General features: G+C 61.8%; 23 protein-coding genes. 21 read left to right on the top strand and 2 right to left on the bottom strand.

Going from position 1 to position 16,846, the window contains the following annotated elements; genetic code table 11:
- Nucleotides 1-12: 12 nt before the first annotated feature.
- From DXX99_RS00305 to rho, 5 genes are all read left to right on the top strand, one after another.
- Nucleotides 13-333 (top strand): response regulator, encoded by a 321-nt coding sequence (locus tag DXX99_RS00305; RefSeq protein WP_240610774.1) that lies wholly within the window; start codon nt 13-15, stop codon nt 331-333.
- A gap of 88 nt (nt 334-421) precedes the next feature.
- Nucleotides 422-1,093 (top strand): hypothetical protein, encoded by a 672-nt coding sequence (locus tag DXX99_RS00300; protein ID WP_115791530.1) that lies wholly within the window; start codon nt 422-424, stop codon nt 1,091-1,093.
- Between the two features lie 33 nt (nt 1,094-1,126).
- Nucleotides 1,127-1,990 (top strand): class II fructose-1,6-bisphosphate aldolase, encoded by an 864-nt coding sequence (locus tag DXX99_RS00295; RefSeq protein ID WP_115791529.1) that lies wholly within the window; start codon nt 1,127-1,129, stop codon nt 1,988-1,990.
- Nucleotides 1,991-2,016: 26 nt separating this feature from the next.
- Nucleotides 2,017-2,673: a fructose-6-phosphate aldolase gene (gene fsa, locus DXX99_RS00290; protein WP_115791528.1), complete on the top strand. Its 657-nt coding sequence runs from the start codon at nt 2,017-2,019 to the stop codon at nt 2,671-2,673.
- A 94-nt stretch (nt 2,674-2,767) separates the two neighbouring features.
- Nucleotides 2,768-4,141 carry a transcription termination factor Rho gene (gene rho, locus DXX99_RS00285; RefSeq protein ID WP_115791893.1) on the top strand — a complete coding sequence of 458 codons (1,374 nt, stop codon included), beginning with the start codon at nt 2,768-2,770 and terminating at the stop codon, nt 4,139-4,141.
- Here the strand turns inward: rho and DXX99_RS00280 are convergent.
- Both DXX99_RS00280 and DXX99_RS00275 read right to left on the bottom strand, forming a co-directional pair.
- A complete protein-coding gene (locus tag DXX99_RS00280) occupies nt 4,129-4,722 on the bottom strand; it encodes a phospholipase D family nuclease (protein ID WP_115791527.1) in 594 nt (197 codons plus the stop codon). The genes rho and DXX99_RS00280 overlap by 13 nt on opposite strands.
- Nucleotides 4,712-5,020: a hypothetical protein gene (locus DXX99_RS00275; RefSeq protein WP_115791526.1), complete on the bottom strand. Its 309-nt coding sequence runs from the start codon at nt 5,018-5,020 to the stop codon at nt 4,712-4,714. The genes DXX99_RS00280 and DXX99_RS00275 overlap by 11 nt, the downstream gene beginning before the upstream one ends.
- Before the next feature lie 150 nt (nt 5,021-5,170).
- Here DXX99_RS00275 and rpmE point away from each other — a divergent pair, with 150 nt between their 5' ends.
- The 16 genes from rpmE (at nt 5,171) to atpB (ending at nt 16,830) form a co-directional block, all read left to right on the top strand.
- Nucleotides 5,171-5,371: a 50S ribosomal protein L31 gene (rpmE, locus tag DXX99_RS00270; RefSeq protein WP_012818217.1), complete on the top strand. Its 201-nt coding sequence runs from the start codon at nt 5,171-5,173 to the stop codon at nt 5,369-5,371.
- Between the two features lie 50 nt (nt 5,372-5,421).
- A complete protein-coding gene (locus tag DXX99_RS00265; protein WP_240610758.1) occupies nt 5,422-6,270 on the top strand; it encodes a DUF1385 domain-containing protein in 849 nt (282 codons plus the stop codon).
- Nucleotides 6,233-7,300: a peptide chain release factor 1 gene (gene prfA / locus DXX99_RS00260; protein ID WP_115791525.1), complete on the top strand. Its 1,068-nt coding sequence runs from the start codon at nt 6,233-6,235 to the stop codon at nt 7,298-7,300. Before DXX99_RS00265 ends, prfA begins: the two co-directional genes overlap by 38 nt.
- Nucleotides 7,301-7,308: 8 nt before the next feature.
- Nucleotides 7,309-8,169, top strand: coding sequence for a peptide chain release factor N(5)-glutamine methyltransferase (gene prmC, locus DXX99_RS00255; RefSeq protein ID WP_115791524.1), 861 nt, complete (start codon nt 7,309-7,311; stop codon nt 8,167-8,169).
- A gap of 21 nt (nt 8,170-8,190) precedes the next feature.
- On the top strand, nt 8,191-9,375 hold the full coding sequence (nhaA, locus tag DXX99_RS00250; protein ID WP_240610757.1) for a Na+/H+ antiporter NhaA: 1,185 nt from the start codon (nt 8,191-8,193) through the stop codon (nt 9,373-9,375).
- Nucleotides 9,372-10,385, top strand: a complete 1,014-nt coding sequence (locus DXX99_RS00245; RefSeq protein WP_115791522.1) for an L-threonylcarbamoyladenylate synthase — start codon at nt 9,372-9,374, stop codon at nt 10,383-10,385. The genes nhaA and DXX99_RS00245 overlap by 4 nt, the downstream gene beginning before the upstream one ends.
- Before the next feature lie 4 nt (nt 10,386-10,389).
- The gene (locus tag DXX99_RS00240; protein ID WP_115791521.1) at nt 10,390-10,941 is read left to right on the top strand and encodes a manganese efflux pump MntP; all 552 of its coding nucleotides are present in this window, start codon (nt 10,390-10,392) and stop codon (nt 10,939-10,941) included.
- Complete coding sequence (locus DXX99_RS11785) at nt 10,942-11,412, top strand: low molecular weight protein arginine phosphatase (protein ID WP_240610756.1); 471 nt, start codon at nt 10,942-10,944, stop codon at nt 11,410-11,412. It abuts the gene before it with no gap.
- A gap of 57 nt (nt 11,413-11,469) precedes the next feature.
- A complete protein-coding gene (gene rpiB / locus DXX99_RS11780; protein WP_240610755.1) occupies nt 11,470-11,916 on the top strand; it encodes a ribose 5-phosphate isomerase B in 447 nt (148 codons plus the stop codon).
- A gap of 12 nt (nt 11,917-11,928) precedes the next feature.
- Nucleotides 11,929-13,173, top strand: coding sequence for a serine hydroxymethyltransferase (locus DXX99_RS00230; protein ID WP_276308318.1), 1,245 nt, complete (start codon nt 11,929-11,931; stop codon nt 13,171-13,173).
- A 4-nt stretch (nt 13,174-13,177) separates the two neighbouring features.
- Nucleotides 13,178-13,666: a deoxycytidylate deaminase gene (locus tag DXX99_RS00225; RefSeq protein WP_115791519.1), complete on the top strand. Its 489-nt coding sequence runs from the start codon at nt 13,178-13,180 to the stop codon at nt 13,664-13,666.
- Nucleotides 13,650-13,967, top strand: coding sequence for a MazG-like family protein (locus tag DXX99_RS00220; RefSeq protein ID WP_115791518.1), 318 nt, complete (start codon nt 13,650-13,652; stop codon nt 13,965-13,967). Before DXX99_RS00225 ends, DXX99_RS00220 begins: the two co-directional genes overlap by 17 nt.
- Nucleotides 13,964-15,169: a non-hydrolyzing UDP-N-acetylglucosamine 2-epimerase gene (gene wecB / locus DXX99_RS00215; protein ID WP_115791517.1), complete on the top strand. Its 1,206-nt coding sequence runs from the start codon at nt 13,964-13,966 to the stop codon at nt 15,167-15,169. Before DXX99_RS00220 ends, wecB begins: the two co-directional genes overlap by 4 nt.
- A gap of 129 nt (nt 15,170-15,298) precedes the next feature.
- Nucleotides 15,299-15,535: an AtpZ/AtpI family protein gene (locus tag DXX99_RS00210; protein ID WP_115791516.1), complete on the top strand. Its 237-nt coding sequence runs from the start codon at nt 15,299-15,301 to the stop codon at nt 15,533-15,535.
- 18 nt (nt 15,536-15,553) lie between these two features.
- On the top strand, nt 15,554-15,961 hold the full coding sequence (locus tag DXX99_RS00205) for an ATP synthase subunit I (RefSeq protein WP_115791515.1): 408 nt from the start codon (nt 15,554-15,556) through the stop codon (nt 15,959-15,961).
- A 53-nt stretch (nt 15,962-16,014) separates the two neighbouring features.
- Complete coding sequence (gene atpB, locus DXX99_RS00200) at nt 16,015-16,830, top strand: F0F1 ATP synthase subunit A (protein ID WP_115791514.1); 816 nt, start codon at nt 16,015-16,017, stop codon at nt 16,828-16,830.
- Nucleotides 16,831-16,846: the final 16 nt, after the last annotated feature.

The following is a 16,846-nucleotide window of genomic DNA, read 5'->3' as shown; positions in this document are numbered from 1 at the left end:
GCCTTGAGCTACGTGCTGGTGATCGACGACGAGCCGCTGGTGCGGCTGGTGGTGCGGGAGGCCCTGAGCGCTTCCGGCTGGCGGGTGGCCGAGGCGGCCGGCGGGGAAGAGGCTTGGGAGCTGATCTCCCAGGAGCGGCCGGATCTGGTGCTGCTCGACCTGCGCTGCTCCGGCGGGGAGGAGCTCCTGGCCCGTTTGCGGGGGAAGGTTCCGGTGGTGGTCATGACCGGGGACGAGGAGGCGGCGCAGGGGCTAGGGGTGGAGGTGCTGCTTAAACCCTTCGACCTGGACAAGCTAAGAAAGCTGGTCCGAAGCAAACTTTCCGGTATTTGAGTGCAGGAATTGTGCCGGTCGTAGCGAAATAATTAAGCCGAATTTAGCTCGGCGGTTCACCCTTGACCGATCTGGGAGGCTCTGAACTATGGTTGTGCGCACCGATACTTACTTCCTTTTGTCCTGTTCCTTCTGTTCCCGCGAGGACCTTTCTCCCCTTTCCCGCTTCGCCGTCACCCCCGAGCGGCCGCTGCGTCTCCTCTGCTCCTGCGGGGAGGAGAAGGCCAGGATTTCGACACGGGACCGGGTGAGCTACACGGTGGAGGTCCACTGCCCTTACTGCGACTACCCACACTCCTTCCGGCTGAAAGGCAAGAAGATCTGGGGCAGCTCGGAGGTTACCCGCCTTTTCTGCTCCCAAACGGGGCTGGAAATCGGGTACATCGGCCCCTACGAGAAGATACGACACCTCTCGCGCACCGTGCGGGAGGAACTGGAGGCGCTCATAGAGGAGCTGGGCGGAGCCGACTATTTTGTCAACCCGGAGGTGATGTTCGAGGTCCTCTACCAGGTAGAGGAGCTGGCGGAAGAGGGAGGGATCTATTGCCCCTGCGGGCGTGATGAGGTGGAGGTGGAGATCCTTCCCGACCGGCTGGTTTTGCGCTGCCGGGCCTGTGGACGTAAGCTGGCGGTGCCGGCGCGGAGCCAGTCCGATCTTCAGGCTCTAGAGGAGGCGGGGCATCTCCTGCTTTCCCGGTCGGGGCGGGTGGAGACCACCTCCCTGGCGCGGCGGAAAAAAGGAGCGAAGCGGAGAAAATAAAAGCCGAGTAGGATTTCCGGGGAGGTGGTTTTCTTGCCGCTGGTCACTCTGCGGGAAGTGTTGGGCGCGGCTGCGGCGGGAGGATACGCGGTGGGCGCTTTTAACTGCAACAATATGGAGATTTTGCAGGCCATTATGGCGGCGGCCGAGGCGGAGAGGTCGCCGGTGATCATCCAGGCCAGCCAGGGGGCCATCAAGTACGCGGGCCTGGACTACATAGCGGCCATGGCCAAAACGGCTCTGGCCTCCGCTACCGTCCCGGTGGTCCTGCACCTGGACCACGGCACGAGCTATGAGCAGGTGATAAGGTGTCTGGCCGCTGGCTTTTCCTCGGTGATGATCGATGCCTCGCGCCTTCCCCTGGAGGAGAACATTGCCCTCACCAAAGAAGTGGTCAAGGCGGCCAGGGCGGTAGGGGCTTCGGTGGAGGCGGAGCTCGGCCGCATAGGGGGTACCGAGGACGATATCTCGGTGGCGGAGCGAGAGGCCTTCTTCACCGACCCCGACGAGGCGGCCTACTTCGTGGAGCAGACCGGGGTGGATGCTCTGGCGGTGGCCATCGGCACCGCCCACGGCCCTTACCGCTGGGAGCCCAAGCTCGACTTCGAGCGGCTAAGCCAGATAGCGGCCAAGGTGAAGGTGCCCCTGGTGCTGCACGGCTCCTCGGGCGTCCCGGCGGAGGACATAAGGGAGGCCATAAAGCGGGGCATCCGTAAGATCAACATCGACACCGACATCCGCATCGCTTTCGTCAAGCGGATGCGGGAGGTGCTGGCGGCCAACCCGGACGAGATCGACCCGCGCAAGATCCTGGGGCCGGCGCGCGAGGCGGCCACGGAGGTAATCCGCGAGAAGATGCGCATTTTCGGTAGCTCTGGCAAAGCTATCGGCGTATAATTCTTAAGTAAAGGGGGAATGCAGCCATCAAACTCTTTCTCGACACCGCCAACCTGGAAGAGATCCGCACCGCCGTTTCTTGGGGAGTAATCCAAGGCGTGACCACCAACCCCACCCTGGTGGCACGGGAAGGTCGGGAGTTCAAGTCCCTCATCAAAGAGATAGCTGAACTGGTCAACGGCCCGGTGAGTGCCGAGGTGATAAGCACCGAGGCGGAGGGGATGATCGCGGAGGCGGAGGAGCTGAGCCGCCTTCACCCCAACGTGGTGATAAAGATCCCCATAACGCCGGAGGGCTTAAAGGCCGTGAAGGCGCTGAAAGCCCGGGGAATCAGGACCAATGTCACTCTGGTCTTTTCCGCCAACCAGGCCTTGCTGGCAGCTCTGGCGGGGGCCAGCTACGTCAGCCCCTTCGTGGGGCGCCTGGACGATGCCGGTCACGACGGCATAGCCCTGGTGCGTGAGATCGCCGAGATCTTTTCCCTGCACGGCATTGCCACCGAAATAATCGCGGCCAGCATTCGCCATCCTTTGCACGTGGTGGCCGCGGCGCAGGCGGGGGCGCACATCGCCACCGTTCCCTTCCGCGTGCTGGATCAGATGGTGCGCCATCCTCTTACCGACATCGGTATTGAACGCTTCCTGGCCGACTGGGCCAAAGTGCAGAACCTCCCCCAGAAGTAAAAGCCATTCCTTTTCGCATTAAGTGAGGTAGATCATCTTGACCCCACTGGTTTGGTACAAGGTTCCCCGTGGACAAGTGGATAGAGGGAAAGGGGTGAGTCAGGTGACCCCGGCTGGCGACCTGGAAAGCAAGACTGTGCTGGAGCTGAGGGCTATAGCCAAAGAGCTAGGGGTGCCGGAGTACTACCGTTTGCGCAAGCAGGAGCTGATCGAGGCCATAAAGGCGCGGTACGCGGCGGAAAAAGAGGAAGAAGCGGTTCGAAGCGCACCCGAGGTGGTGGCTGAAGCCAGGCCACCGGAGCCGGAGCCGTCCGCCCTCCCGCGCGCCCGGGGGGTGCTGGAGATCCTGCCCGACGGCTACGGTTTCCTGCGCCCGCACAAGTACCTCCCCTCCCCCGATGACATTTATGTTTCCGCTTCGCAGATTCGCAAGTTTGACCTGCGCACGGGCGATCTGGTGGAAGGGGTGGTGCGCCGGCCCAAGGAGAACGAGAAGTACTTCGCCCTTCTGAGAGTGGAGCGGGTGAACGGCGTGCCGGCGGACGAACTCCCTCCCCGCCCCCACTTCGACAACCTCACCCCCCTTTACCCCTGCGAGCGCATCCGCCTGGAGACCACTCCCGACCGCATAGCCGTGCGGATAATCGATCTCATAGCCCCCCTGGGCAAGGGGCAGCGGGGCTTGATCGTGGCTCCTCCCAAAGCAGGCAAGACCACGCTCCTGAAGGAGATAGCCAACAGCATAACGGCCAACCATCCCGAGATTTACCTCATCATCCTGCTCATCGACGAACGCCCGGAGGAGGTAACCGACATAAGCCGCTCGGTCAAGGCGGAGGTGGTGAGCTCCACCTTCGACGAGCCGCCGGAGAACCACGTTAAGGTAGCGGAGATGGTGCTGGAGCGGGCCAAGCGCCTGGTGGAGCACGGGCGCGATGTGGCTATACTGCTTGACAGCATCACCCGTCTGGCGAGGGCCCATAACCTGGTAATCCCTCCCAGTGGGCGCACCCTTTCCGGCGGGGTGGACCCGGCGGCCTTACACAAGCCCAAGCGGTTCTTCGGGGCGGCCCGCAAGCTGGAGGAGGGCGGGAGCCTCACCATCCTGGCGACGGCTCTCATCGAGACGGGAAGCCGCATGGACGAGGTGATCTTCGAGGAGTTCAAGGGCACCGGAAACATGGAGCTGGTGCTGTCAAGAGCCTTGGCCGAGCGCCGGATCTTCCCCGCCATCGATGTCAAGCGCTCCGGCACCCGCAAGGAGGAGCTGTTGCTGAGCCGCGAGGAGCTGGAGCTGGTTTGGTACTTCCGGCGGGCCACCAACGAGATGACTCCCTGGGAAGCTATGGAGCACCTGCTGGAGGAGATTCGCCGTACCCGCTCGAACGAGGAACTGGTGCGCAACTTCCAGGCCTTCAAGCAGGCCAGCGGCGAAGAGGTCCTGGGCCTCTCCCCTCAGTGCCGGTAAGTGACCGGGGCGAAGTTCACTTGGTCGTTCCACATCCGCTCGAACTCCCGGCTACACGCCCGGCTAAGTTCAGCTGATTTTACCACCAGAAACATCTCGTCGTTTTTCTCGCTGGCGCTGCGGGTGAAGTTGTAGCTGCCGGTGGTGACTATCTCGCCGTCGATCACGACCATCTTGAGGTGCATGAGCCCCGCGTGCCGGTTCTCCTTAACCGGTATGCCCGCCAGCAGAAGCACGTTCACGGCGTGGCGCTGGGAATCATTCCGCTGCCACTCTTTGTCGGTGATGACCCTGACCTTCACTCCTCGTTTGTGGGCCTGCACCAGAGCCTTTACGATGTCGGGATGAGTGAGGCTGTAGATGGCCACGTCGCAGGAGGACCGCGCCTGCCCGATTAGGCTGCAAAGGGCGGGGGCCGGGTCCTGCCCTGACCGGGGAAAGTAAAGGGCCCAGCTCCCTTCCTCCAGCCGTCCGGTGGCCGTCGGGCCTGTGCTCAGGCAGCCGGAGGCGAGAAGGAGCAAAAAAAGGAGCAGGAAAAGGGAGAAAGCTTTCGGCTTCGAGCGCATGCTCTTAAAAGCCAAAAGTCGCTATGGGTTCCTTGAGCCGGTAAAGCCAGCCGGCCAGGTTTTCCTGCTCAGCTGCTCCCTCTTCCTGCCCGCCCTTCTGGAGGTAGCTCACGGTCATGTGGGAGATAATGGTTTCGTTCAGGCGCTCGAGCTCCTCCTCCCGATAGCCCACCCGGCCGCAGCGGGGGCACTCCAGGTAGTGCAGCCACCCCAACCAGGCCGCTCCCGCTCTCAGAGGCAGGGGGAGAAGGGAAGAAACCTCGGAGGCGAAAGAGCCGCAGAAGGGGCAGCGGAGGCTTGCCTCTTCACCCATCGCCGACCTCACCTCGCACCCTGAAAGGAATTCCTCGTTTCAAGATCTAATATTCGCCGGCCTCGCCCCTTAATCCTGCCGCAATTGCGGAGGGAAAGGGCCTAATGTTATAATAGCAAGCGGTTTCTGGAGAAAGAGAGGTGACAGAAGATGAAGAAGGGGATCCATCCGGAGTACGGCCCGGCGCGAGTTATTTGCGCCTGCGGCGCCACTTTCGAGACTATGTCTACCAAGAAAGAATTGCGGGTGGAGGTCTGCTCCCAGTGCCATCCCTTCTACACGGGACAGCGGCAGATGATCGTGGAGCGCCGGGGGCGTGTGGAGCGCTTCAAGAAGAAATACGGACTATAAACCGGAGGAGCCTGCCCCGCTACGGCGGCCAGGCGGTCATCGAAGGGGTGATGATGCGCGGGCCCGGGGCGTGGGCAGTGGCGGTTCGCCGTCCCGACGGTTCCATTGCGGTTAGGCGCGAAGAGCTCCCCGACCGGCCGGGCGGGTGGCGCCTCCCCTTCCTGCGCGGGGTGGTGCTTCTCTACGAGGCGCTGGTCCTGGGGGTGAAGGCCCTGAGCATTTCCGCCGCCGAGGCGGCAGGCGAGGAGGAGAAGCTGGGCCGCGGGGAGATAGCGGCCACCCTTATTTTCGGCTTAGGCGCGGGAGTGGTGCTCTTCGTACTCTTCCCAGCTGGGGCGGCTTATTTCTTCCGCCACCAGATACCCGCTTACTGGTTGCAGAACTTGCTGGAGGGTCTGGTGAGGCTGGGAGTTTTCCTGGCCTATCTCTGGCTCATCGGGCTTCTGCCCGACATCAAGCGGGTTTTCGCCTATCACGGCGCGGAGCACCGGGTAATCAACGCCTACGAGGCGGGAGCGCCCCTTACCTTAGAGGGGGTAAGAGGTTATCCGATTATTCACCTGCGCTGCGGTACGAGCTTTCTTCTCCTGGTGCTGCTTTTGAGCATTTTCTTCTTCTCGCTGGTAGGGCAGGGACCGCTCTGGTGGCGGTTCCTCTCGCGGCTTTTGCTGCTGCCGGTCATAGCCGGGGTAAGCTACGAACTTTTGCGCTTGTCCAGCGGAGTTCAGCATCTATGGCTTAAAGTTCTGGTCGCTCCCGGCCTGTGGCTGCAGCGGCTCACCACGCGGGAGCCCGACGAAGGACAGGTGGAGGTGGCCATAACCGCTCTGCAAGCCGTTTTGCCGGAAGGAGGTGAGGGTGATGTGGGAAAAGCTAGCGGATCTAGAAACTCAGTTTGAAGATCTCACGCTGAAGATAGCCGATCCAGAAGTGATGGCCGATCAGAAGCGCTGGCGGGAGTACGTTAAGCGCCACGCGGAACTCGAGCCCATCGTCAGCACCTACCGGGAATACAAGCGGGTGCTGGAGGGGATCGAGGAGGCCGAGATGCTGCTCGATCAGGAGCAGGACGAGGAGCTCCGGGAGCTGGCCGAGGAGGAGCTGGAGACGCTCAAGGAGCGGCGGGAAGAGCTGGAGAAGGAGCTTAAGATTTTGCTTTTACCCAGGGATCCCAACGACGAGAAGAACGTAATCCTGGAGATAAGGGCCGGCACCGGTGGCGAGGAGGCCGCCTTGTTCGCGGCCGATCTCCTGCGCATGTACCTCCGCTACGCCGAGAAGCGCGGCTGGAAGACGGAGCTTTTGAGCGCCAGCCCCACCGATCTGGGGGGGTTTAAGGAGGTCATCGTCTTAATCGAGGGGCGGGGGGCCTACAGCTTTCTCAAGTACGAGAGTGGCGTGCACCGGGTGCAGCGAGTGCCGGTGACCGAGGCGAGCGGGCGCATTCACACTTCGGCGGCCACGGTGGCGGTGCTGCCCGAAGCGGAGGAGGTGGAGGTGGAGATAGATCCCAAAGATATCCGCGTGGACACCTTCTGCTCCTCCGGGCACGGCGGGCAGTCGGTGAACACCACCTATTCTGCCGTCCGCATCACCCACCTGCCTACGGGGATCGTGGTCACCTGCCAGGACGAGCGCTCGCAGCTGAAGAACCGCGAAAAGGCCATGAAGGTCCTGCGGGCCAGACTTCTGGATCTCAAGCGGCGGGAGCAGGAGGCGGCTATAGCTGCCGAGCGCCGGGCACAGGTGAGAAGCGGCGACCGGAGTGAGCGGGTGCGTACCTACAACTTCCCCCAGAACCGGGTGACCGACCATCGCATCAACCTGACTCTTTACCGGCTGGAAGAGGTTCTGGAAGGGGATCTGGACGAACTGATAACGGCGCTGGCGGCGGCGGACCAGGCAGAGCGCCTGCGCCAGATAAGTTAAAGGATTTTATGCGGGTAAAGGAGCTCTTGGCGGCGGGCACGCGAAGACTTCTGGAGGCGGGAATCAAGGAGGCGCGCTTGGAGGCGGAGGTCTTGCTGGCGCATCTCATGAAGCGCGACCGCCTCTTTTTGTATGGTGCGGCCGATCTGCCGGTGCCTTTTCTTACGCAGCTCCGCTTCTGGGAACTGGTGGGACGCCGGCTGGCCGGAGAACCGTTGGCCTACCTCCTTGGGAAAAGGGAGTTCTGGGGGCTGGAGCTGGAGGTTACCCCGGCCGTGCTTGTTCCCCGTCCGGAGACCGAGCTTTTGGTGGAGACCGGTTTGGAGAAGGTGAAGGGGAAGGAAAGCCCCCTCCTGGTGGACGTGGGGACCGGCAGCGGAGCGGTAGCGGTGAGTTGGGCGGTAGCTTTGCCGCAGGCCCGCCTTCTGGCTCTGGACGCCAGTCCGGAGGCCCTGTCCTGCGCGCGGCGTAACGCCCGGCGCCACGGGGTGGAGGAGAGGATAACTTTCCTGGCGGGCGACCTCCTTTCCCCCTTAGAAGCTTCGCCGGTGATGGGGAAGGTGGACCTGGTGGGGGCCAATCTCCCCTACATCCCCCGCGCCTTTCTTCCCACCCTGAGCCGTGAGGTGCGGCGGGAACCCCGGCAGGCGCTGGATGGTGGCACGGACGGGCTGGCTTTCTACCGGCGCCTGGTGCCCCAGGCCAAGAAGATCTTACGCCCGGGGGGCTATCTTCTTTGTGAGGTGGCTCCTTGGCAGCGCTCGGGGATGCTCGAGCTTTTCGATGAGGATTGGGAAGAGCTCGAGGTGAGGCACGATCTGGCGGGCAGGGCGCGGCTTGTGCTGGCCCGCCTTCGGGGGAAGGCCTGAGGTAAAGGTGAGGGTGAGTTGGTGGCCAGGATCAGCAAGCTTCTCCGGCCTTTTGAAACCTTCCTTAAGCACGAGGTGGCCAGTGGTATTGTCCTTCTCGTCGCCACCGCAGTGGCCCTGGCCTTGGCCAACTCGCCCCTATCCCCCTCCTATCACCAACTGCTGGAGCGTCCGGTTTCCGTCGGTATCGGGCCTTTTACCTTTACCGAGCCGGTGCAGCGGTGGATTAACGACGGCTTGATGGCCGTCTTCTTCTTTACCGTGGGCATGGAAATTAAGAGGGAAATCTTGCGGGGGGAGTTGAGCGCCCCGGGTAAAGCCACCTTACCCGTGGTGGCCGCCCTCGGTGGAATGGTACTTCCTGCCGTCATTTACCTCGCCATCAACTGGGGCACCCCTACCGCCCACGGCTGGGGAATTCCCATAGCCACTGACATCGCTTTCGCCCTGGGGGTGCTGACCCTGGCGGGCCGCAATGTTCCCCGGGGGCTGGCCGTGTTTCTGGCCGCCCTGGCCATTGCCGACGATCTGGGCGCCATTATCGTCATCGCCCTGTTTCTCACCGAGAAGCTGTTTCCTCCGGCCCTGCTGGCCGCGGGCTTAGTCTTTCTGGCACTCCTTCTGCTGAACAAGCTCGGGGTTAGGTGGACGCCAGCTTACTTCCTCCTCGGGATCGCCCTGTGGGTAGCTGTCTTCGAATCGGGCGTGCACGCCACTTTGGCCGGTGTTCTCCTAGGTATGACTGTCCCCGCCGAGCCCGGGCCCGGCGAGCAGCATTCTCTCCTGGAAAGACTGGAGTGCAGGCTGATTCCGTGGGTGTCCTTCGGCATTCTCCCCATCTTCGCCTTGGCCAACGCCGGTGTCACCCTGCAGGCGGAGTGCTTCAAAGAGCTGGTTAAAAACCCTGTCTTCTGGGGCGTGGTGCTGGGCCTGTTCGTGGGGAAGCAGCTGGGGGTTTTTCTCTTTTCCTACGTCTTGGTGCGCGCCGGGATGGCCACCCTTCCGGACGGAGTTAGTTGGGGTAAGCTTTACGGGGCAGGGATTTTGTGCGGTATCGGTTTTACCATGGCGATCTTCATCGCCGAGCTTTCCCTGAAAACCCCGGTATCTCTGGAAGCTGCCAAGCTGGGGATCATCTGCGCCTCCCTGGTTAGTGGAATGGTGGGGGTTGGCGTGTTGAAATTAGCGCAGGAGGTAGGGAAATGACCAAGGTGTGGCGGATCGACCCCTTGCATCCCGAAAGCCCGGCTCTGGAGGAGGCAGGGGAGCTCCTGAAGCGGGGGGAGTTGGTGGCCTTCCCCACGGAGACGGTGTACGGCCTGGGAGCGGTGGTTCGGGAGGAGGCCCTGTGCCGGGTCTTCGCGGTAAAAGGGCGCCCGGCTCGCAAGCCCCTCACCCTTCACCTGGCGGATCCTGAGGAAGTTTCCCGGTACGTGAAGGAAGTTTCCTCTGTGGCTGGCCGGCTTATCTCCTCCTTCTGGCCCGGGCCCCTCACCCTGATACTTCCTGCTGCTTCCGGGCTGCCGCCGAGCCTCACGGCTGGGAGGGAGACCGTGGGGGTTCGGGTGCCCGATCATGCGGTGGCGCGAAAGCTTATTCGCACAGTCGGTCTCCCCTTGGCGGCGCCCAGCGCCAACCTCTCCGGTCGGCCTGCTCCTACCAGGGCGGAGCACGTTCTCGCCGAGCTGGGAGGTAAGATAGCGGGAGTGCTGGACGGCGGTCCCACTCCCTTGGGGATAGAGTCCACGGTGGTGGAGGTGAGGGGAGAAGAACTTGTCGTCCGGCGGGTGGGAGCTCTTCTACCGGAGGAAATAGAAGAGAGGACGGGAATTAAGCCCTTGGTGGACCTGGCCAGAGGGAGCTGGCGGCTTAAAGCCCCGCTTGTCTTGGTGGAGGGGGAAGAGCCCGAGCCGGTGGTGGCGCGGGTTATGGCCGAAGCTTCCCGGCAGGATCGGGTGGGCCGGCGGGTGGGGGTGCTCACCCGCGAAGAGCGGGTAGCGCTCTACCGTCCCTTCACCGTCCTGGCCTGTGGCCGGGTTAGGGACGGGTCCCGCAGCGTGGCCGCCGCTTTTTACGCCGCCTTGCGGGACATAGAAGGGCGGGTGGAAATCATAGTGGCGGAAGCGGTGGTGGCGGAGGTGGGGAAGGCGGTGCTCCTGCGGCTGCGGGAGATGGCCGCCGAGAGGTACAAGGTAGGTAGGGTAGGTAGGAGCTAAGCCTATGGAGTGGCTGACTTTATTCTTGCTGGCGGTGGTGCTGGGTACCGATGCCTTCTCGGTGGCAGTGGGACTGGGCTTGAGCGCTCTTTTGGGCCGGAGGCGGGCGCTGGGCCTGGTCTTCACCGTGGCCACCTACCACGTCTTCATGCCCCTGGCAGGCTGGTGGGCGGGAAGGGCGGTGGAACTCTTCTTGGGCAGGCTGGCTTCCTTTCTGGGGGCAGCCGTGCTGATTTACCTGGGGCTGCGTTTGGTCTGGAGCAACTTCCGCCCGGCCGGGGAGGAACCCCCTGTGCTGCGCCCCGGCTTTTGGGGTATATTGCTCTTGGGAGCTTCGGTGAGCCTCGACGCCTTAAGCGTGGGCTTCTCTTTAGGGGTTTACCACTTCCCCCCCTTGCTGGTGGCCCTGGTTTGCGGAGCGATAGCGGGTCTCATGACCGCACTGGGGCTGGGGCTTGGGCGCCTGGCCGGGGTTCTGGTGGGGCGCCGGGCGCAGCTTGTGGGAGGATTGGTGCTCATAGGAGTGGGGCTTCACTTTCTGCAAGGAGTGGGATAGATGGGGCGCAAGGGCAAAGTGCTCTTCGTGTGTAGCGGTAACACCTGCCGTTCCCCCATGGCCGAGGGGATCTTCCGGCAGCTGCTGGGGGCCTACGGGGTGGAGGGCGTGGAGGTCTCTTCCGCCGGGCTTTACGCCCTCGAGGGCATGCCGGCTTCGGAGGAAGCGGTGACGGTCTTGGCCGAGTGGGGGATAGACATAAGCGGACACCGGGCGCGCCGGGTGACGCAAGAGATGCTGGCAGAAGCCGACCTGGTGCTGGCCATGACCGAGCGGCACAAGGCCCACCTTCTGGAGCTGGCGCCCGAGGCTAAGGAGAAGATCTTTACTCTGGGGGAATATGCGGGCCGGCCGAAAGATGTGGACGACCCCATTGGCCTCCCTCTGTACTACTACCGACAGTACGCCGAGGAGATAAGGCAGCTTTGCCGACTGGCGCTAGAAAGGTTCCTGGAGGAGCAGGAACGCTGAGACTCGCGTGCGAATTAACTCCTTTTTAAGGGAAGAAAAGAGGAGAGTGAGCGACGCGTGAAAATAGCCATAGGTTCGGATCACGGCGGCTTTCAGCTCAAGAAGGCCATTTGTCGCTTCCTTGAGGAGCAGGGCCTAACCTACCAGGATTTCGGCACCTATTCCCCCGAGTCTTGCGACTATCCGGACATAGCCTTCGCCGTGGCGGAAGCGGTGGCGCGTGGGGAGTTTGATCGGGGGATTCTGGTCTGCGGCACCGGCATAGGGATGGCCATTGCGGCCAACAAGGTGCCGGGGATAAGGGCCGCCTTGTGTCACGACACCTACTCGGCCCGCATGTCCCGTGAGCACAACGACGCCAACGTGCTGACTCTGGGGGAGCGGGTGGTAGGACCAGGCCTGGCTTTGGAGATCGTTAAGACCTGGCTCTTTTCTTCCTTCGCGGGGGAGCGGCACAGCCGCCGCGTGGAGAAGATAAAGGCGCGGGAAAGAGGAGGTATGTAGCAATTGCGCAGGATTTTGCAACCTTTGGAGGAAGTCGATCCGGAAGTTTTCCGGGCTATAGAGGAAGAAAAGCGGCGGCAGGAGGAGAAGCTGGTGCTCATCGCCTCCGAGAACTTTGCTAGCCGCGCCGTGATGGCGGCTCAGGGCTCGGTCTTGACCAACAAGTACGCCGAGGGCTATCCGGGGAAGCGCTACTACGGGGGTTGCGAGCACGTGGACGTGGTAGAGGAGCTGGCCATCAAGCGGGCCAAGGAACTCTTCGGAGCGGAGCACGCCAACGTGCAGCCGCATTCAGGGACCCAGGCCAATTTTGCCGTCTACTTCGCCTTGCTCAAGCCGGGCGACGTCATCATGGGCATGGACCTGGCCCACGGCGGCCATCTCACCCACGGTAGCCCAGTTAATATGTCGGGTGTTTACTTCCGCTTCGTCCCTTACGGGGTAAGGCGGGACACCGGCACCATCGATTACGACGAAGTGGCGGAGCTGGCCAGGCGCCACCGCCCCAAGCTCATCATCACTGGAGCGAGCTCCTACCCCCGGGAGATAGATTTCGCCCGCTTCGCCGCCATTGCTCGGGAGGTGGGAGCCAAGCTCATGGCGGACATAGCCCACATAGCGGGGCTGGTGGCGGCGGGGCTGCACCAGAGCCCCGTGCCTTGCGCCGACGTGGTCACCTCCACCACCCATAAGACGCTCCGGGGCCCGCGCGGGGGGCTCATCCTCTGCAAGAAGGAGTACGGACCCTTGATCGACAAGGCGGTGTTCCCCGGCACCCAGGGTGGCCCCTTGATGCACGTCATTGCTGCCAAAGCGGTGGCTTTCAAAGAAGCTTTGCAGCCGGAATTCAAGGAGTACCAGCGGCGGGTGGTGGAAAACGCTCGCGCCCTGGCAGAAGCCCTTAAGGAGTATGGCTTTGAGCTGGTTTCCGGCGGCACGGATAACCACATGGTACTGGTCGATCTCCGCAACAAGGGGATCACGGGGGCGGAGGCGGAAGCCGAGCTTTACGAGGTGGGGTTGGTGGTCAACAAGAACGTAGTTCCCTTCGATACCCAGCCTCCCCGGATTACCAGCGGTATCCGGTTGGGAACGCCGGCGGTGACCACCAGGGGCCTGGGGCCGGAGGAGATGCGGGCCATAGCCACTGCCATCCACTACGCCTTGGATCACCGTGGGGAAGCTCGGTACCAGGAGATGGCTCGTGCCATAGTGCAGGAGCTCTGCCGGTCCTACCCCCTTTACCGGGAAGGTTAAGCCCATGCGGCCCGACTGGGACACCTACTTTATGACCGTGGCCAAGGTGGTGTCCCTGCGTTCCACCTGCCTGCGTCGGCAGGTGGGGGCAGTGCTGGTCAAGGATAACCGCATCCTGGCCACGGGTTACAACGGCGCCCCTTCGGGGCTCAAACACTGCCTGGAGATAGGCTGCCTGCGCGAGGAGAAGGGCATACCTTCGGGGGAGAGGCACGAACTCTGCCGGGGTCTTCATGCCGAGCAAAATGCTCTTTTGCAGGCGGCCGTCTATGGGGTGAGCATCGCCGGTGCCACCCTTTACACCACCCACTTCCCCTGCTCCCTCTGTGCCAAGATGCTTATCCAGGCGCAGATAAAGAGGGTGGTGTACCTGGAGTTTTACCCAGATCCCTTCGCGGAGGAGCTCTTCCGCGAAGCGGGAGTCAAGCTGGAGCCTTTCCGCGGAAAGCTCCGCTTTCCTGGGGAGAGAGGAGAAAATGGAGAGGAAGCATAAGGTTATTGCCCTGCCGCGTCTCAACCGCCTTTCCCCCACACTGGAGTCCACCGCATTGAAGCTCATGGAGGAGGCGGGGGAGCTGGCCCAAGCCATAGGAAAGCTGCGCGGCCTTTCGGGGGAGGCCTGCCCGGTCGATGAGCGGGCGGTTATGGAAAAGGTGACGCGGGAGCTTTTAGATGTGGCCCAGACGGCCGTTTCCATGATGTTCGTGCTGGAGGAGCAGTACGGCATCGACATCGAGTCGGCCTTGGAGCAGCACATCCAGAAACTCATCGCCAAGGGATATCTCACCCCATGAAAAGGATACTGGTGATTTTCGGCACCCGGCCGGAAGCCATCAAAATGGCGCCGGTGGTTAAAGCCTTGGAAAACTCAGACTATTTTCAACCGGTGGTGGCAGTGACCGCCCAGCACCGCGAGATGCTGGACCAGGTGCTGGAACTGTTCGGTATAATACCCGATTACGACCTGGGCATCATGCGCCCTCGGCAGACCCTCTTTGAGGTCACCGTACGGGCACTTCAAGGGCTGGAGAGAGTGCTTCAAGAAGCGAGGCCCGATCTGGTGCTGGTACACGGCGACACCACCACCACTTTCGTGGGAGCCCTATCCGCCTTTTACTTCCAGATACCGGTGGGGCACGTGGAGGCGGGGCTGCGGACGGGGAACAAATATGCTCCCTTTCCCGAGGAGATGAACCGCCGGCTTGCGGCGGTATTGAGTGACCTGCATTTCGCTCCCACGGCCCGCGCCGCCGAGGCTCTTAAGCGGGAGGGGGTCGACCCGGAAAGGATTTTCGTCACCGGCAACACGGTGATCGACGCCCTGCAGGCGGTGGTGCGGGAGGATTACCAGTTTGCCGATGAGCGTCTGCTCCGCTTTCTGGGAGAGGGAAAGAGGATTATCCTGGTGACCACGCATCGGCGGGAGAACTGGGGGGAGCCCCTGCGCCAGGTCTACCGTGCCCTGCGCCGGGTAGTGGAGCGGTTTGAGGATGCGGCGGTGGTTTTTCCCGTGCACCGCAATCCGGTGGTGCGGGAGGCGGCGGAAGAGATTTTCGCTGGGCTTAACCGCGTTCACTTGATGGAGCCTCTTCCCTACGCCGACTTTGCCAACCTCATGGCTCGATGCTACCTGGTGCTGACCGACTCGGGAGGTCTTCAGGAGGAAGCGCCTTCGCTGGGCAAACCGGTTCTGGTCCTGAGGGAAGTGACCGAACGTCCTGAGGCCCTGGAGGCGGGCACGGTGAGGTTGGTGGGAACGGGGGAAGAGCGGGTGTTCCGAGAGGTGGCGCGCCTTTTAACGGACGAGGCGGCTTACCGCCAGATGGCCAGCGCGGTGAATCCCTACGGGGACGGACAGGCATCCAGGCGCATTCTCGAAGCCCTTCTTCATCACTTCGGCCAAGGTCCGCGGCCGGAACCCTTTCTCCCTAAAGTGCTTGCGAGCACAAGTTTTTGTTCGCCACCACAATTTTGTGGTGGCGAGGAGGAGGAATAAAATCGAGAGCGTAGAAGATATATAGAGGACAAGAGCCCGCCTGCATGTACCATGCAAGAAAAGGTTTTGGTGTTTAGTGGTTAAAGCGGGTAGAATCTTGTAAAAAAAAGCACAAGGGGAACGAGCTGAGTGGCCAACGGTCGATCGGGATGGGGGAAGGCCTTAAAAGCCTTCGCTCTGGCCTCCAGTATTAGCATTCAATTTGCAGCCTCGGTAGTGGTGGGCTGGTGGATAGGAAACTACCTTGACCACCGCTGGCATACTGCGCCCTGGCTCGGGCTTCTGGGATTGCTTCTGGGGATCGGGGCAGGGGTGTACGGCATCGTGCGGTTGCTCAGCCGGTTTAGTACCAACAACCGCGCTTAGAAGGCGGGGAGGGAAGGCATGGGCTTCAAAGAGCTGGAGTTCGAGGTTTTCGCCCGGCGCATACTTTTGCGGGCAGGCTGGCTGCTCGTAGCGCTGCTTCTCCTTCTGACTTTTTACCCGCACAGCTCCCTCTGGGCTGGAGCAGCGCTAGGGCTAGGGGTGGGCTGGCTCAGCGCCTTCTTTCTCTGGCTGCGCCTCACCCGGTCGGTCCAGATCATGGCTTGGGGCATGGACAAGGCTAGGTTGTTCCTCAATATGGGTTTCCTGGGGCGCTGGGGAATGCTTTTCGCCGCTCTCCTCTTTGCCGTACACACTGGCTGGTTTGATCTGCGTGCTTTCTTGGTGGGGATTCTATTCGTTCCCCTGCTGGGGGTGGCGGAGGCAATAAGGGTTCTTAGACATAGCCGGGTTGAAGCGGAAGTCTAGGAACCCTTGTTCTTCTTTAGTTGCTCTTTAAGGGAAGGAGGTGAAGGCGAGTTTTGCAGGAGAGGAAGCGGGCCAAGAGGAGTTGGCTTCTGTGGGCCTTGCTCGGCTTCGTGCTCGTCACGGCAGCGGGTTGCGCGGAAGACTTTTCCCTGGAAAAGATTCACCACGACCTTAATGTCTGGCATATCCCACACGGTCCCTGGCACCTGGGCACCATAGCGGGGTTCCCGGTAGACGTTAATCCCAGCACCATTATCTTTACCTGGGTGGCAATGCTTTTGACTCTGCTCATAGCCCTCGCGGCCGTGAGGGGCGCGGACGTGCGGCGTCCCACCAAGATGCAGGCCCTTTTCGAGATCATGTTGGAATCTTTCCGGGGCCTCGTTTACGACAGCATGGGGGAGAAGAAGGGACGCCCCTTGTACTACCTCTTTGTAACCTTCTTCTACTTCATCCTGATCTGTAACCTTCTGGGCCTAGTGCCTACCTGCGTAGCCCCGACGGCGGACCTCAACACCACTTTGGGCCTAGCGGTCATCACCTTTGTGTTGATGTACGTCTGGGGGCTGAGGTTCAAGGGGCCAAAGCTTTTCCTCCATTACATTTATCCTATACCCCTTCTCCCCATAATCGAGGACCTGGCGAAGCCGGTCACCCTGGCCTTCCGACTCTACGGAAACATGTACGGTAAAGAGGTAATGCTACTGGCCCTGCTGGGACTTATCCGAGGAGCGGCGGAGTGGTGCGGGGGATTCACGGCTTCGGTTATCTGGCTAGCTTTCGGTGTATTCGTCTCCTTCATCCAGGCTTTCGTGTTCGCCGTGCTGAGCATCGCCTACATATCCTTAGCTTCTGCTGAGGATCACTAAAATGCTAGATTACTAA

The organism is Ammonifex thiophilus, from assembly GCF_003368535.1.
GTDB lineage: Bacteria > Bacillota > Desulfotomaculia > Desulfotomaculales > Ammonificaceae > Ammonifex > Ammonifex thiophilus.
The sequence above is the reverse complement of the archived record's forward strand: the minus strand, read 5'-3'. Positions and strand labels throughout refer to the sequence as shown.